General features: G+C 65.0%; 19 protein-coding genes and 2 tRNA genes. 11 read left to right on the forward strand and 10 right to left on the reverse strand.

The window, feature by feature from the left end; all coding sequences use genetic code 11:
* Window positions 1-171 precede the first annotated feature (171 nt).
* The gene (locus QX121_RS02400; protein WP_315797367.1) at window positions 172-816 is read left to right on the forward strand and encodes a TetR/AcrR family transcriptional regulator; all 645 of its coding nucleotides are present in this window, start codon (window positions 172-174) and stop codon (window positions 814-816) included.
* Window positions 817-829: 13 nt separating this feature from the next.
* Window positions 830-1315 (forward strand): Lrp/AsnC family transcriptional regulator, encoded by a 486-nt coding sequence (locus QX121_RS02405; RefSeq protein ID WP_315811074.1) that lies wholly within the window; start codon window positions 830-832, stop codon window positions 1313-1315.
* 16 nt (window positions 1316-1331) lie between these two features.
* On the opposite strand, the gene QX121_RS02410 is transcribed toward QX121_RS02405, so the two are convergent.
* Complete coding sequence (locus tag QX121_RS02410) at window positions 1332-1637, reverse strand: ETC complex I subunit (RefSeq protein ID WP_315737868.1); 306 nt, start codon at window positions 1635-1637, stop codon at window positions 1332-1334.
* 222 nt (window positions 1638-1859) lie between these two features.
* Between QX121_RS02410 and QX121_RS02415 the strand changes: the two genes are divergently transcribed.
* From QX121_RS02415 to QX121_RS02435, 5 genes are all read left to right on the forward strand, one after another.
* Window positions 1860-3002, forward strand: coding sequence for an OpgC domain-containing protein (locus QX121_RS02415; RefSeq protein ID WP_315737867.1), 1143 nt, complete (start codon window positions 1860-1862; stop codon window positions 3000-3002).
* Window positions 3003-3176: 174 nt separating this feature from the next.
* Window positions 3177-3581 carry a translational machinery protein gene (locus QX121_RS02420; protein WP_315772149.1) on the forward strand — a complete coding sequence of 135 codons (405 nt, stop codon included), beginning with the start codon at window positions 3177-3179 and terminating at the stop codon, window positions 3579-3581.
* A 42-nt stretch (window positions 3582-3623) separates the two neighbouring features.
* A complete protein-coding gene (locus QX121_RS02425) occupies window positions 3624-4703 on the forward strand; it encodes an efflux RND transporter periplasmic adaptor subunit (protein WP_315811075.1) in 1080 nt (359 codons plus the stop codon).
* The gene (locus tag QX121_RS02430; protein WP_315811076.1) at window positions 4700-5935 is read left to right on the forward strand and encodes an ABC transporter permease; all 1236 of its coding nucleotides are present in this window, start codon (window positions 4700-4702) and stop codon (window positions 5933-5935) included. Before QX121_RS02425 ends, QX121_RS02430 begins: the two co-directional genes overlap by 4 nt.
* On the forward strand, window positions 5932-6624 hold the full coding sequence (locus QX121_RS02435) for an ABC transporter ATP-binding protein (protein ID WP_315811077.1): 693 nt from the start codon (window positions 5932-5934) through the stop codon (window positions 6622-6624). Before QX121_RS02430 ends, QX121_RS02435 begins: the two co-directional genes overlap by 4 nt.
* A 316-nt stretch (window positions 6625-6940) precedes the next feature.
* Here the strand turns inward: QX121_RS02435 and QX121_RS02440 are convergent.
* The 3 genes from QX121_RS02440 to QX121_RS02450 form a co-directional block, all read right to left on the reverse strand.
* Window positions 6941-7017: transfer RNA gene (locus QX121_RS02440), tRNA-Pro, on the reverse strand.
* 161 nt (window positions 7018-7178) lie between these two features.
* A complete protein-coding gene (locus QX121_RS02445; RefSeq protein ID WP_315737862.1) occupies window positions 7179-7832 on the reverse strand; it encodes a cold-shock protein in 654 nt (217 codons plus the stop codon).
* Window positions 7833-8032: 200 nt separating this feature from the next.
* A complete protein-coding gene (locus QX121_RS02450) occupies window positions 8033-8794 on the reverse strand; it encodes an SIR2 family NAD-dependent protein deacylase (protein ID WP_315811078.1) in 762 nt (253 codons plus the stop codon).
* 373 nt (window positions 8795-9167) lie between these two features.
* Between QX121_RS02450 and QX121_RS02455 the strand changes: the two genes are divergently transcribed.
* Window positions 9168-9332, forward strand: a complete 165-nt coding sequence (locus tag QX121_RS02455) for a hypothetical protein (protein ID WP_315811079.1) — start codon at window positions 9168-9170, stop codon at window positions 9330-9332.
* Window positions 9333-9394: 62 nt separating this feature from the next.
* On the opposite strand, the gene QX121_RS02460 is transcribed toward QX121_RS02455, so the two are convergent.
* The gene (locus QX121_RS02460) at window positions 9395-9679 is read right to left on the reverse strand and encodes a hypothetical protein (RefSeq protein ID WP_315737859.1); all 285 of its coding nucleotides are present in this window, start codon (window positions 9677-9679) and stop codon (window positions 9395-9397) included.
* A gap of 132 nt (window positions 9680-9811) precedes the next feature.
* Between QX121_RS02460 and QX121_RS02465 the strand changes: the two genes are divergently transcribed.
* Window positions 9812-9937 carry a hypothetical protein gene (locus tag QX121_RS02465; protein WP_315811080.1) on the forward strand — a complete coding sequence of 42 codons (126 nt, stop codon included), beginning with the start codon at window positions 9812-9814 and terminating at the stop codon, window positions 9935-9937.
* A gap of 450 nt (window positions 9938-10387) precedes the next feature.
* Here the strand turns inward: QX121_RS02465 and QX121_RS02470 are convergent, their stop codons facing one another.
* Window positions 10388-10690 (reverse strand): HU family DNA-binding protein, encoded by a 303-nt coding sequence (locus QX121_RS02470; RefSeq protein ID WP_172109121.1) that lies wholly within the window; start codon window positions 10688-10690, stop codon window positions 10388-10390.
* A 591-nt stretch (window positions 10691-11281) separates the two neighbouring features.
* Between QX121_RS02470 and QX121_RS02475 the strand changes: the two genes are divergently transcribed.
* Both QX121_RS02475 and QX121_RS02480 read left to right on the forward strand, forming a co-directional pair.
* On the forward strand, window positions 11282-11734 hold the full coding sequence (locus QX121_RS02475) for a VOC family protein (RefSeq protein WP_315737857.1): 453 nt from the start codon (window positions 11282-11284) through the stop codon (window positions 11732-11734).
* A 267-nt stretch (window positions 11735-12001) separates the two neighbouring features.
* Window positions 12002-12643: a glutathione S-transferase family protein gene (locus tag QX121_RS02480; protein WP_315811081.1), complete on the forward strand. Its 642-nt coding sequence runs from the start codon at window positions 12002-12004 to the stop codon at window positions 12641-12643.
* Window positions 12644-12648: 5 nt separating this feature from the next.
* Here QX121_RS02480 and QX121_RS02485 read toward each other — a convergent pair whose 3' ends face one another.
* The 4 genes from QX121_RS02485 to QX121_RS02500 all read right to left on the reverse strand — a co-directional run bounded on the left by QX121_RS02485 (window position 12649) and on the right by QX121_RS02500 (window position 14010).
* A complete protein-coding gene (locus QX121_RS02485) occupies window positions 12649-12918 on the reverse strand; it encodes a porin (protein ID WP_315811082.1) in 270 nt (89 codons plus the stop codon).
* Between the two features lie 43 nt (window positions 12919-12961).
* Window positions 12962-13219, reverse strand: coding sequence for a PilZ domain-containing protein (locus tag QX121_RS02490; protein WP_315811083.1), 258 nt, complete (start codon window positions 13217-13219; stop codon window positions 12962-12964).
* Window positions 13220-13387: 168 nt separating this feature from the next.
* A tRNA-Glu gene (locus QX121_RS02495) sits at window positions 13388-13462 on the reverse strand.
* A 215-nt stretch (window positions 13463-13677) separates the two neighbouring features.
* Window positions 13678-14010 carry a Rieske 2Fe-2S domain-containing protein gene (locus tag QX121_RS02500; protein ID WP_315737854.1) on the reverse strand — a complete coding sequence of 111 codons (333 nt, stop codon included), beginning with the start codon at window positions 14008-14010 and terminating at the stop codon, window positions 13678-13680.
* Window positions 14011-14103: the final 93 nt, after the last annotated feature.

The following is a 14103-nucleotide window of genomic DNA, read 5'->3' on the forward strand; positions in this document are numbered from 1 at the left end:
TCTCGAATTAAACGATCATACGTTTTTAAATTCTATTCTCAAGCGGATTGTTGTAGGGTCCGGGGCGGGCAGCATTTGCTTGAGACCACGGAATTTTCAGACTTCACTACGGGACCCCCTACCGTGGCGGATCCGCCGCTATCGGCACCGGGACGGTCCAGCGAGGACGAGATGGCGCGCACGATCGGGTCACATGGTCCGACGACGATGGAGGCGATCCGCAAGGCCGGCCTGCGGCTGATCTTCCAGCATGGCTATGAGGCCATGAGCCTGCGCCAGCTCGCCGCCGAGGTCGGCATCCAGCCAGGCTCGCTCTATAATCACATCAGCACCAAACAGGAGCTGCTGGCGGAGCTGATCCAGGACCACATCAACGACCTCCTGCGCGAGCTCGAACAGGCGCTGCGCGACACCCAGGGTCCGGTCGAACGTCTCAGGGCGTTCGTCGCCTTCCACGTCGGCTATCACATGACCCGAAAGCGCGAGGTCTTCATCGCCAACTCGGAGCTGCGCAGTCTCGAGCCCCGCAACTATGAGGCGGTGGTAGCGCTGCGCGGCGCCTATGAGCGCCGGCTGGCCGACATCCTCAGCGACGGTGTGGCGCAAGGCGTGTTCGACGTCGACGACATCCAGGTCGCGACCTTTGCCATCATCGCGCTCTTGACCGGGCTGTGCAGCTGGTACCGTCCGGGCGGCCGGCTCAGCAAGGAGACGATCATCGCGGCCCATGAGAAGCTCGTCCTCTCCGGCGTCATGCCGCGCACCGCCGGGCCTGCGCAGGCCGGCGGCGGCCGGCCTGATCACCCGACCGGCTGAACGGGCCGCGCCGATGGCTGGCAGCCCGGAGCTCGACGCGATCGATCGCAGGATCCTGGCGGAGCTCCAGGTCGACGGCCGGATCCGCATCAACGAGCTCGCCGGCCGGGTGGGGATCTCGCATCCGAACTGCCTGCGCCGCGTGCGGACGCTGCGCAATAGCGGCGTGATCAAGTCCATCCGCGCCAGCATCGACGAGCGGTCGCTGGGCTATGAGGTCGTAGCGTTCGTGTCGATTCAGCTCGACAGCCAGCACCAGACGGCGCTGGAGGCGTTCGAGGCCGCGATCGTGCCGTTGCCCTGGGTCCAGCAATGCTGGCGGCTGTCGGGAGATGCGGATTTTCTGCTGAAATGCGTGTCGACCGGGGTCGAAGGCATGAGCCGCCAGCTCCGCCAGTTCGCTGCCCTGCCCGGCGTCCGGGCCATCAGGAGCTTCCCGGTGCTTGGCCTGTCCAAGGACGCGCCGCTGCCCATCCCCGGCGGGCTGCTGAACGGATGATGGCCGTGTCGGCCCCTCAATGCGTCCAGGGCTCGCCGCGGCGGAACGAGAAATTGTCGGCATAGGCGATCTGCCGCTTCACCGGCTCCTTCGGCTCGATCACCTCATAGGGAATGCCCTTGCGTTCGCAATAGGCGATCGCCTCGTCCTTGGTGTCGAAGCGCAAGGTGACCTGCTGCTTCATGTCCGAGGACGACGTCCAGCCCATCAGCGGCTCGACCGAACGCGGCTGCTCCGGCTCATAATCCAACTGCCAGTCCCGGGTCTTGGCCTTGCCCGATTGCATCGCGTTCTTGGCGGGCTTGAAAATGCGTGCGGTCATGGCTGGTAGAGCCCCTGGAAGCTGCGGTCGTCATGCGTTTGGCGGAAACGGCCGGGATGGGTTACAGGCAAGCTTCAGCACGGAACGGTGATTCCCATCCTGGACATGACCGTTTATCGTGCTCCGTATAGTCATTCTGCCGTCCCGTGACAATCTCGGTCGACTGCCACGGCGCCTCTGCCCCCCGACGTTTTCCATTCAAAACAGTGCGTTGAAGCGGCCATGAAAATCAATGCCACGCTGCCCGAGCGAGGGCGCGACCTTCGGCTCGACCTGTTTCGCGGAATCGCCAACTGGGCGATCTTTCTCGATCACATCCCGGACAATGTGGTGAACTGGATCACCACGCGGAATTACGGCTTCAGCGACGCCGCCGACCTGTTCGTCTTCATCTCCGGCTATACCGCCTCGTTCGTCTATGCGCGCATGATGATCGACCGCGGCTTCATCGTCGGCGCCACCCGGCTGTTCAAGCGGGTGTGGCAGCTCTACGTCGCCCACATCGTGCTGTTCGTGATTTATATTGTGGCCATCAGCTATCTGGCGACGCGCTTCGGCGTCTCCGAGATCATCGACGAGTTCAACGTCGCGGGCCTCGTCGACCACGCCAGCGATACGCTGGCCCAGGGGCTGATCCTGAAGTTCAAGCCGGTCAATCTCGACGTGCTGCCGCTCTACATCGTGCTGATGGGCTTCTTCCCGCCGGTGCTGTGGATGATGCTGCGCCAGCCCGACCTGACCATGATCGCCTCGATCGTGCTCTGGCTCGTGGCGCGACAGATGGGCTGGAATTTCGCGGCCTACCCGGCGGGCACCTGGTACTTCAATCCGTATTGCTGGCAGGTGCTGTTCGTGTTCGGCTCATGGTGCGCGCTCGGCGGCGCCCGCCGCTCGATGGGCATCATCATGGCGCCGGCCACGCTCTATTTCTGCATCGCCTATATGGTGCTCGCACTGGTCATGACGATGGCCGGCCGCTTCCCTGAGCTCGGATCGATGTTTCCGAACTGGCTCTATTCGGCCTTCAATCCCAACGACAAGACCAATCTCGCGCCGTACCGCTTCCTGCATTTCGTGGTGATCGTCATTTTGGTCATCCGTTTCGTGCCGAAGGAATGGCCGGGCCTGGAGTGGAAGGCGCTCGATCCCCTCGTCGTCTGCGGCCAACAGTCGCTGGCGGTGTTCTGCGTCGGCGTGTTCCTGTCCTTCATCGGCCACTTCACCCTCATGCTGAGCTCAGGTTCGCTGCTGGCGCAGATCCTCGTCAGCGCGGCGGGCATCGCGATCATGACCACCGTGGCCTACTACATCTCCTGGTCGAAGCGGCAGGACAAGCCGCTGCCGAAGCCGCCTGCGCCGAAGTAAACCCCGCACATCAGGGGCGCGGGGGTGGGTTCCCGCGTCCGTTGACCTGCATCAAGCCGGCCACGATCGGGCACGCTAAGGTTTGCATCACAAAGGGTGCCGCCTTCCGCGGCGCGCGTTCCCTGGCGAACGCACAAGGCCGCCACGCGGCGATTTGCTGACAAGGACCAGAACATGCCGACTCATTTCCATGCCGTCGTGTGGCTCGATCACAGCGAGGCCAAGGTGTTCCATATCGGACTGACCGGTGCCGACGAGCTGACGCTGCATCCACACCTGCAGACCAAGCATCTGCACCACAAGGCCAACGAGATCGGCAGCGGCCACGCGGCGCCCGACAAGAATTTCCTCGAGGAGGTCGCGCACGCGCTCGATGACGCCGGCGAGATCCTGATCATCGGTCCGGCCAGCGCCAAGACCGAGCTTGCCAAGTACCTGCACGAGAAGCATCCTGCGGTCGGAAAGCGCATCGTCGGCGTCGAAGTTGCCGATCACCCGACCGATCGCCAGATCGTCGCCTATGCCAAACAGCACTTCAAGATGGCTCCGCCCCGCGTGGCGACTGGCACTGCGGGCTAAGTATAGCCTTTCTCCCGTCGCAGGGTCCGTTCGATCATGGACATGCTGACGCCGGACCCATCCAACGCCATTGCTGCCACGCCGGCCGTCGATCGCGGCCGGCGTCGTTTTCCGTGGCGCGGCCTGCTCTCGATCATCCTGCTGTTCGGCGCACTGGCTGGGTTTGCCGTATGGTGGATGCGTGGACCGCTCATCGCGACCGCCCGCATCACTCGCGGCACGGCGGCCGAGATCGTCTATGCAACCGGCGCGGTGGAGCCGGAGACGTGGTCGCGGAGCACGCCGCTGGTTCGCGGCCGCATCGTCGAGCGCTGCCGCTGCGAGGGCAAGCTGGTCAAGGCCGGCGACGTGCTGGCGCGGCTCGACGACAAGGAGGCGCTGGCCACCTTGAACGATCTGCGCGCACAGGAGGAATTCCAGCGCCTCGAATTCGAGCGGCAGACGCAGCTACTGGCGCGCGGCGCGGCCACCTCGCAAGCGTACCAGCGCTCCGAAAGCGATCTCGCCCGCATCCGCGCCCAGATCGCGGCCCAGACCCAGCGCCTCGACTACTTCAAGCTGGTGGCGCCGATGGACGGCGTCGTCCTCAAGGAGGACGGCGAGGTCGGCGACATGGTCGATCCCGGCACCATCCTCTACCGCGTCGGCCTGGAGAAGCCGCTCTGGGTCGTCGCCGACGTCAACGAAGAGGACATCCCCCGTGTCCAGGTCGGCCAGAAGGCGCTGCTGCGCGCCGATGCGTTCGGCAACCAGGCGCTGCCCGGGACGGTGAAGCAGATCACGCCGGCGGGCGATCCCGTGGCGAAGACGTTCCGCGTGCGGATCGGCTTGCCCGACAACACGCCGCTGCGCGTCGGCATGAGCGTCGAGGCCAACATCGTCAGCCGCGAGACGGCCGACACGCTGCTCGCGCCGGCCAATGCCGTCGTCAACAACAGCCTCATGGTGATCGAAGGCGGCCGTGTGCATCGGCGCGCGGTGCGGATCGGCATCCGCGGCTCCGCGGCGGTCGAGATCCTCGACGGCGCCCGCGAAGGCGAGTTGGTCGCGGCGCCCGCGACCGCCGACATCAAGGACGGCGAGCGGATCCGCGTGATCGAGCCCGAGACGTCCGCGCCATGAGCCTCGTCCTGACCATCGCCTGGACCCATGTGCGCCATCGCGCCCGGCAGACGCTGGTCGCGATCGCCGGCGTCATGACCGGCGTGGCGTTTTCGGTGATGATGGCGGCGATGATGGAGGGCTCCCAGGACGACTTCATCCGCACGCTGGTCGACGCGCTGCCGCACATTTCGATCACCGACGAGCTGCGCCAGCCGACCCGCCAGCCGGCCGACCAGGTCTATGCGGCGGCCGAATTCCACCGGTTGACCCCGAACGTCCGCCGCCCCGGCATCAAGAACCCGATGGCCACCATTGCCTCGCTGCAGGGCTGGGTGCCGGGCGCGCTGACGGCGTCGGTGCAGTCAAAGGCCGTGCTGCGCTTCGCCGGCCGCAACCTGACGGTCACGATCATCGGCATCGATCCGCGCACGGAGGGCCAAGTCTCGACGCTGCCGAGCCACATGCGGCAGGGCAATCTCAATTCGCTGTACCGGTCCTCGCACGCGATCCTGCTCGGCGACCGGCTCGCGGCCAAGATCGGCGCGCGAGTGAACTCCAACATCACGCTCGCCTCGGCCCAGGGCATCAGCATGAACGCGACCGTCGCCGGCACCTTCCATTCCGGCTTCCGCGGCACCGACGAGACCACCGGCTACGTGCTGCTGCGCACCGCGCAGATCCTGGAGCGCCAGACCGGGATCATCAACGAGATCCGCGTCCGCACCAACGATCCGATGCAGGCGCGCCTGATCAGCGAGCGCATCGGCGAGCAGACCGGCTACAAGGCGGTCTCCTGGCAGGAGGCGCAGGAGGATCTGCTGGCGGCGATCACGCTGCGCAACGTGCTGATGTACACCATCGTCGGCGCCATCCTGCTGGTCGCGAGCTTCGGCACCTACAACATCATCTCGACCATCACCCACGAGAAGACCCGCGACATCGCCATCCTCAAGTCGCTCGGCTTCCGCGACCGCACGGTCCGCGCCATCTTCATCGTCGAGGCGCTGTTCATCGGCCTCACCGGTGCCGCCCTCGGCTGGGCACTCGGCTACCTGCTCACCCGCGGGCTCGCCTCGCTCGAGTTCAAGACGCCGTTCTCCGACTACAATCATCTGCCCGTGCTGTATTCGCTGAAGCACTATCTGCTGGCGGGCGCAGTCGCGCTGATCTCCAGCGCCGTCGCCGGCTACTTTCCGGCCCGGGCCGCGGCGCGGTTGCATCCGGTCGACATCATCCGGGGCGCGACGTGAGCCCGCCCCTGATCGAGGCGCGGCAAGTGACCAAGGTGCTGCCCGGCGAGGTGCCGGTGACGCTGGTCGCCGACATCGATCTCGTGATCCGTCCGCGCGAGCTCATCGCCATCACCGGACCGTCGGGCTCGGGAAAATCCTCCCTGCTCTATCTGCTTGGCCTGCTCGACCTGCCGAGCCAGGGCGACGTGCTGATCGACGGCCGCTCGACGACGGGCATGAACGAGGATGAGCGCGCCGAGGTGCGGCTGTCGCGGCTCGGCTTCGTCTTCCAGTTTCATTTCCTGCTGCCGGAGTTCTCGATCACCGAGAACGTCGCGCTGCCGATGCGCGCGCTGGCCCGGCTGTCGCCGCGCGCCGCCACCCAGCGCGCCGAGGAGCTGCTGGCGTCGCTCGGCCTCGCCGATCATCTGCGCAAGACGCCGGACAAATTGTCCGGCGGCCAGCGTCAGCGCGTGGCGGTGGCGCGCGCGCTCGCCAACGATCCGCCGGTGATCCTCGCCGATGAGCCGACCGGCAGCCTCGACACCGCCGCGACCGCGCAGGTGTTCGGCATCCTGCGCGATCTCGTCACGCTGCGCGGCAAGACCGTCGTCGCGGTCACGCACGATCTCAACCTCGCCGCTCAGATGCACCGGCGCGTGCACATCATCGACGGCCGGCTGGCGCAGGACGAGCTGGCGCGCTGATCCGCCCGCCGCGACCTCGGCACGGCCGACGCGCGAACCGCCTCCTGCGCCTGATTTGATTTAGCGCAAAGACGCGAGATTTCGATTCAGAGGATGCTGACCACCAGCGGATGTTCCTTCCCCGGATTCACCCGCACACTTCGGATGCTCCCGGGTTTTGCCGCTGCGGGAGCATCCGAATTTTTTTATCGGCCCAGCCGCGCTCGCGGTCGCTCGGCCGATTGAGCGCTGGCGGCCTGGCCGAAATCTTTCTCGCTATCGTGAGTATCGCGCCAGCTATCAGGCCCCGCCTGAGAAAGCCGCGCCGCTGCGGAGATGGTCGGGGCAGCTGGATTCGAACCAACGACCTGCAGTACCCAAAACTGCCGCGCTACCAGGCTGCGCTATACCCCGATGTTCTCAAGGACCATTGTCCTGGAGGACCCGTCACTACACGGTCGCGGCCTCCGCAGCAAGACCGCGGCCCGGTCCGTGAAGCGGGGCCGACATGAAAACGGCCCCAGGAAGCGCCGTTCCGGGGGCCGTCAAATACCGTGGTCGCAGGAAGCATCCGCTCAGTGCGAGGACAATGCCGGCGAGCCCGTCTCGGGGTGGATCTCGGCCGCCATCATGCCCTTGGAGCCGGGCCCGTAGCGGACCAGCACCCATTGGCCGGGGCGCAGCTCGGTCATGCCGTAGCGGCGCAGGGTCTCCATGTGGACGAAAATGTCCGGGCTCCCTTCCCCGCAGGTCACGAAGCCGAAGCCGCGCAGCCGGTTGAACCACTTGACCTGGGCTCGCTCCAGCCCGCTGGTCGGCGTCACCGTCACATGGGTGCGCGGCGGCAGCATCTGCGCCGGATGGATCGCCGTCGACTCGTCCATCGAGACGATGCGGAACGCCTGGTAGCCCTTGGAGCGCTGCACGCACTCCACCACCAGGCGAGCACCTTCATAGGCGGTCTGGTAGCCGTCGCGCCTGAGCACCGTGACGTGCAGCAGCACGTCCGGCCAGCCATTGTCGGGAACGATGAAACCGTATCCCTTCGAGGCGTCGAACCATTTGATGACACCGCTGATTTCGACGAGGTTCTCGCCAAGACCGGTCATCGCATCGATTGCCGAGTCGCGCGCGACGCCGGTTTGATATTCCGCCCCGAGCCGGGTTGGTGTCGATACACCAACGACCGGCATCCCAAGCTTCTTGGACTCAAATCCGTCCGACCCCATAACCCCGGACCTCACATATGAATTGTGAGCCGCCACCCCTGCAACGGCGCCCTCATACACGTGCTCACCACCTATACCCACGATGAGTCACGCGAATCTCTCGAATCAAAGATAACATTCCCTCGTGCCGCGCATAGATAAAAATCGGTTTCAGTGAGGCATATGAACAGAGATGCCGACAAAAATGCATCAATTTCCGTTCAATTACGGACGAACGATCCGAGTACTTCGCCGATGTCGTGGTGGATAACAAGGTCTGCAACGTCGTCCTGATCGGTCGGTTCCCGGTTGATGATCACGAGTTGCGCGCCAGCCCGCTTTGCCATCAATGGAAAGCCCGCGGCCGGCCACACAACCAGCGATGAGCCGATCGCGACGAACAGATCGCAGTGCTGCGCGAGTTCGGTGGCACGCTGCATTTCATGCTCGGGCATCGACTGACCAAAGGATACCGGCGCCGTCTTCACCGGCTCCGCGCAATCGGGACAATCCGGCGCGGCACCGTCGGCCTCGAAGCGCTCGCGCATCCAGTTGAGCTCATAGCGCTGCCCGCATCCGATGCATCGCGCGTAGGTGGTGTTGCCGTGCAGTTCGATGACGTGATCCGGGGCGAAACCGGAGTCCTGGTGCAGGTTGTCGATGTTCTGAGTGATGACGGCCGGAATTTTCCCCGCACGGTAGAGCGACGAAAGCGCCAGATGGCCGCGGCCGGGCCGCGCCGCGGCAAACGTCTCCTGCATCGCGAAGCGCCGCCGCCAAGCCTCGTCCCGCGCCTCCTGGCTGGCGACGAATTCGTCGAAATGGATCGGCCGGTTGCGCGTCCATAGACCGCCGGGAGAACGGAAATCCGGAATGCCCGTCTCGGTCGATAGTCCAGCGCCGGTGAAGGGCACGATCGCACGCGCCGCAGCGATCATGTCTCCCAGGCGATTCACCCCGTCGTGCAGATCGGATGCAATCATCAGCGGCTGCCCCGAACCATGAGACCTCGCATCATCATTGTCCTCCCTTCATAGCACGGCAAGCTGGCTCCCGCCTCCAAGCGTGTCCGGCCCGGCTGCGTCGTCGTGCCACTCCGTATCCACCGGAACCGGCCGTGAACGACGCGGCCACAAGCAAAACGAGTCGGATTGTTCCGTGTCTACCTGAAGACGTTGGCGCCGCTCGCCTCCCGCGGTCTGTCCCCGGCAAAACGCGCGGGCCGCCTGCAGCCGGGCCGTGCGTCCGCAATCACGCCTCAATCGGACATCCACATCGCGCCAGCGATTCGCCAGGAAGTTTGTCACGCGTCTCACGGCGAGGCTCGCCGGATAGCAACCGGAGCAGAGAGGATCCGTGAGGCAGAACGAGACGCAGGACGACCGCCGCGCGAAGGAGCGCGCCGACATCACCGCAAGGATTGCACGGTTCAAGTCGACCCAGGAGAAGTTCGCGCGCGAACGCGACGAATATGCCCGCTCGGCGTGGAAGAAGGCGCAGCGCGGCGAGGCCGCGGAATAGCAGGGATGAAACGAGAGCCCGGAGGCTTTCGCCATCCGGGCTCTCCTTCTCACGACTGACGTCTACCAGTGATGACGCCAGTGGTGGTAGCGATGATAGTACGGTCCGCCGTAATAGGCATACGGGCCGGGCGCGTAGACGTAACGCGGGCCGTAGTCATAGTAGTCGTAGCCCGGACCATAGTAATAGGGATGCGACGCCGCGATCGCGCCGGCGGTCAGCGCGCCCGCCGCGAGGCCGAATGCGAGACCCGGACCAAGACCGCGCGCCTGTGCCGGCGCGGGTGCCGCCAATGCGGTGACGGCGACGGCACCCGCGGTCGCCAGAACTGCCAATGCCTTTCTCATGATCGTTGTCCTCCAATTCCGATGCGTCCAAACAACGCAGATGCGGGGGAATTGGTTGCAGGCTGGTCGCCCCCGCGCGCGGCGGGAACGGTAACGCTAGTCATGCGTTCACCCCTCTAGGGGGAGTCCGCGATGGCATCCTGGCTGGAACTTCTATTCAACATCATCGGCTATGGCGGCTTCGTCGTGCTTGCGTTCCTTCATCCCGGGACCGAGGCGGCCGGTACGGACGACGGAGCGGATCTGGACCGCGACTGACGCCGAGCCGCGTGGCGATCACGCCGGAGGCTCATCCACAATCGATCCAACGCCTGTCCACAGCTCCCAGCCTGTGTCTTTTGGCTCCCGGATCAACGGCTTGCTGCGCAACATCCACCAGCTTGTCCCCAGCGCGCGCGACGACGCTGCCCGCTCGGGCGGAGGCCGCACGGGCCGGTCAAACTTCCCGGAAAAGCCCTTGAACCTTCCTGCGGCACGCCGAGACAGATCAGTACTGGGGATTTCAGGGCCCAGTGCTCGAGGGTGGCGCCACGCGACGAAGATATTCCGTCGCGCTGGCGCTGCTGTCGTTTTCCGCTCTCCCCGCGCGAGACTTCGCGATCCGCGAACGCGACACTCAGGCCCGCTGCAGCCTACACATTCCGCAACGAAAGAGGCCCCCTTCTCAGGGGGCCTCTGACGTGATCACGACCGTGACTGACGGTCAGATCAGGCAACCGCGTCCTTGGCGGCCTTGACCGGGCGCGCGCGCACGATCTTGCGGGCCGGCTTGGCCTTGAACATCATCTCTTCGCCGGTGAAGGGGTTGGTGCCCTTGCGCGCCTTCACGGCGGGTTTCTTGACGACGACGAACTTGGCGAAGCCCGGCACCAGGAACACGCCGTTCTTCTTCAGCTCCTTGTGGCCGACGTCGGTGAGCGTCTCCATGACGTTCTTGACGTCGCGCTTGGACAGCTCGGTCGAGGTCGCAATCTTCTCGATCAGCTGCGACTTGGAAAGTTGGGTAGCCATCGTATCTCCTTGTGATTGGTACCGGTGAATGACGTGACGACTGCGCGGCTATCAGCGCATTGCTGCGCAGACTGGTCGGGGCTTTCTGGCTGCATTGCACAGCCGGGACTTCAGTCGTCTGGTGGCGTATCACCCCGCGATTTTTCGGGATTCTCCTGCATTTCAAGGGGCCCCGAAGCACCCACAGCGGCGCCAAAATTCCAACGGAGCGCGCAGAAGTCAAGCTGCGATGGCGATCGAACGGAGCATGCGATTCATTTTCCCCTATATTTCCAGGCATTTTCGATGGTCCTGCGTGATTTTGGCCTCACATTGCGGGCGAAACACGCTGAAATCCCTGCATGCGGTCGCATCGCGCCCGTTCATCCCTGCCGCGAATCACTGCCAAAACAGCGATTCGCTGGCATACGGAGAGGCTCTCGCAACACCGCGCGGCCCCGTCGAATGCGTCGCCGCGCGCACTGCACATCCGCGCGAGCCGGCATCGCCGCAGCATCAGGCTCGATACACGGGCGAACGAATTGCTGCTATGGATCGGCGTCCGCAGGCGGCCGTTGAGCATCCGCTTCGAGTTCAGGGAGAGAAGAAACGATGCGTTATCTCCACACCATGCTGCGCGTGCGCAATCTCGACGCCGCGCTCAAATTCTATTCCGATGCGCTCGGCCTCAAGGAGGTGCGCCGGATCGACAACGACAAGGGTCGCTTCACGCTGGTGTTTCTCTGCGCACCCGAAGATGAACACCTGCTGAAGAGCCTGCCGCCGACGCGCGGCGCCCCGCTGGTCGAGCTCACCTACAATTGGGACGAGGAGAGCTATGGCGAGGACCGCTTCTTCGGCCATCTCGCCTATGAGGTCGACGACATCTACGCCACCTGCGACCGGCTGATGAAGCTCGGCATTACCATCAACCGGCCGCCGCGCGACGGCAACATGGCCTTCATCCGCTCGCCCGATCTGCACTCGATCGAGCTGTTGCAGAAGGGCGAGCCGAAGGCGCCGGCCGAGCCCTGGCTGTCGATGCCGAACACCGGACATTGGTGAGCTGTTCGCACTCCTCCACCTGCCGGAACATCGAGGCCATCCTCGCGTTGTCGCTCCGATTGATGGAGAGGATTCGAGGAGGCCGAGATGGGTCGAGGAATTCTACTGTGGTTGTTGGGCGTGCCGATTCCGGTGATCATTCTGCTGTGGCTGTTCTTCGGCCACTGATCGCCGCGCACGACGCGTTCGACGGAAAAGCCCCGCTTCGAGCGGGGCTTTTTGCGTAACATTCGCTAGCAATGCCGCTCGCCCAGACAGGAGCCGGACGTGTCCGCCGACAACAGACTGACGATCTGGGGCCGCCCCAATTCGGTGAACGTGCAGAAGGTGCTGTGGTGTCTCGCCGAGCTCGATGTCGCTTATGACCGTATCGACGCGGGCATGCAGTTCGGCCGCAACAACGAAGCGGACTATCTCGCGATGAATCCGAACGGCCGCATCCCGACGCTGGTCGAGGGCGATTTCGTGCTCTGGGAGAGCAACGCGATCATGCGCTATCTCTGCCTCGCTTATGGCGATGGCACGCCGCTCTATCCAACGACGCCGCGGCACCGCGCCGCGGTGGAGCGCTGGCTGGACTGGACGCTGTCGACGGTGCAGCCGATCGAGCGTCCGCTGTTCTGGGGACTGGTGCGAACGCCGCCGGAGCAGCGCGACATGGCCGCCTTGCAGAAGGCGGCCGACGACGCCGCGGCGATGTGGTGCATCCTCGACACACATCTGGCCACGCGCAGCCATGTCGAGGCCGAGCGCTTCACGCTCGCCGACATCGCGCTCGGCGCCTATGCCCGGCGCTGGTTCGGGGTTGAAGGTGTCGTCAAGCCGGAGCTGCCGAGCCTCGCGCGCTGGTACGGGGAGATCGCGCAACGCCCGGCCTTCATCCGCCACATCGCGCCGCCGCTGTCGTGAGCACCTCAGCGGCTGGTCGAGGTGCCCATCTCGACACGCAGGGCGCCGCCGACCTTCACGCAGGTATCGGTTCCCTCGACGCGCACGAAGTTGGCACCGTAGGACGCGCAGGGATTGTTGCTGGCGGCGCCTGAGCGGAGTGGAGCCTTGTTGGGTCCAGCCGCCTTCGGCGCGGGAAGCGGTGGCGCAAGAAGCGATGATCCCGGCGAGCCGGCGGCTGCCACGGTCACGGCGGCCAGCGCCGCGATGGCGCCCAGGATGAGAGATCGACACATGCCGCTTGTTAGCGCGTCTGCCGCAGGGAAGCGATAGCGACGCCTACTTGCCGATGAACTTGACGCCGACCGAGGCGCCGCGGCGCCACACCACCTGGCACTGGCGGCCCGTTCTTGCGTCGCGCGCGAAGGCGAGCCGGATGGTCGCCGGCAGCGCCGCCGCGTCCTGCAGGGTCAGCTTGGCGCCGGCGCTGGAAATGTCCTGAACCAGGCAATGGCGCACGGCGAACCCGCCCTCCAGCGTGATCCACGCCGGCTGCTTCATCGATTTGCGGGCTTCCCGCTTCTTGGGCGCGGCCATCATCCTGCTCCTGCTTCGCCCGCTGCAGTACGGCAAGGACCCTAATGGACGGTTGACCGGACCACGTACTCGCCTGCGGTGCATGAGCGCAGACCTCGCGCCGACCGCATCTCGACGCGGACCGTGGATTTCAAGATCGGGGGATGGGTAAGGAAAGCCGGCGCGGAGTGGCGCTCCCTAGCGGAATCGAACCGCTCTCTCCACCGTGAAAGGGTGGCGTCCTAACCGATAGACGAAGGGAGCAATACGCACGATGTCAGAGGGCACGAGGTCCCGGTGCCATCGCCGCTTGCACGTTTCGGTAAAACCTTCAGCAAATCAGCCGCTTGAGGCGATGATCTGCGAGGTCGGCTGAACCACCGACAGTGATTCCGTGCCGCGCGCCGAACGTATAGAGGCGTTTCGCCGGCCGGGCAAGCCACCCCTCGGCGGTCTTTCCGCGCCTCCTCCGGCCATGCTCAACGCGCAGCAAACAGCGGAGAGATGCCGTCCGTGTCGATGTAGACCACGCCCTCCTCGACCTTGACCGGATATTGCGCCAGCGCGCTCTCCGGCGGGTGGAGCGGCGTACCGGTGAAAGCATCCCACGTCCAATTGTGCACGGGGCAACTGAGGACGCGGCCGTCGAAGCCGGCCTCCTCCATCGGCGCCGCCGTGTGCGGGCAGACGCCCTGGAACGCCTTGAGCTCGCCATTGTCGGGCCAGGCAAGGATGATGAGCTGGGCGTCGGCGATGACGAGGCGCATGCCACCTTCGTCGATGGTGTCGGCCTTGCAGACTCGGGTGAACATTCGCTGGCCTCATGCTCCATTGCGACCATCGCAATCGAAGGACCACGAGCAAAACTCGTTCCGCGGACCGCGCTGTACCCCGCGAGCCCGACA

Source organism: Bradyrhizobium sp. SZCCHNR2028, from assembly GCF_032380995.1.
Lineage (GTDB): Bacteria > Pseudomonadota > Alphaproteobacteria > Rhizobiales > Xanthobacteraceae > Bradyrhizobium.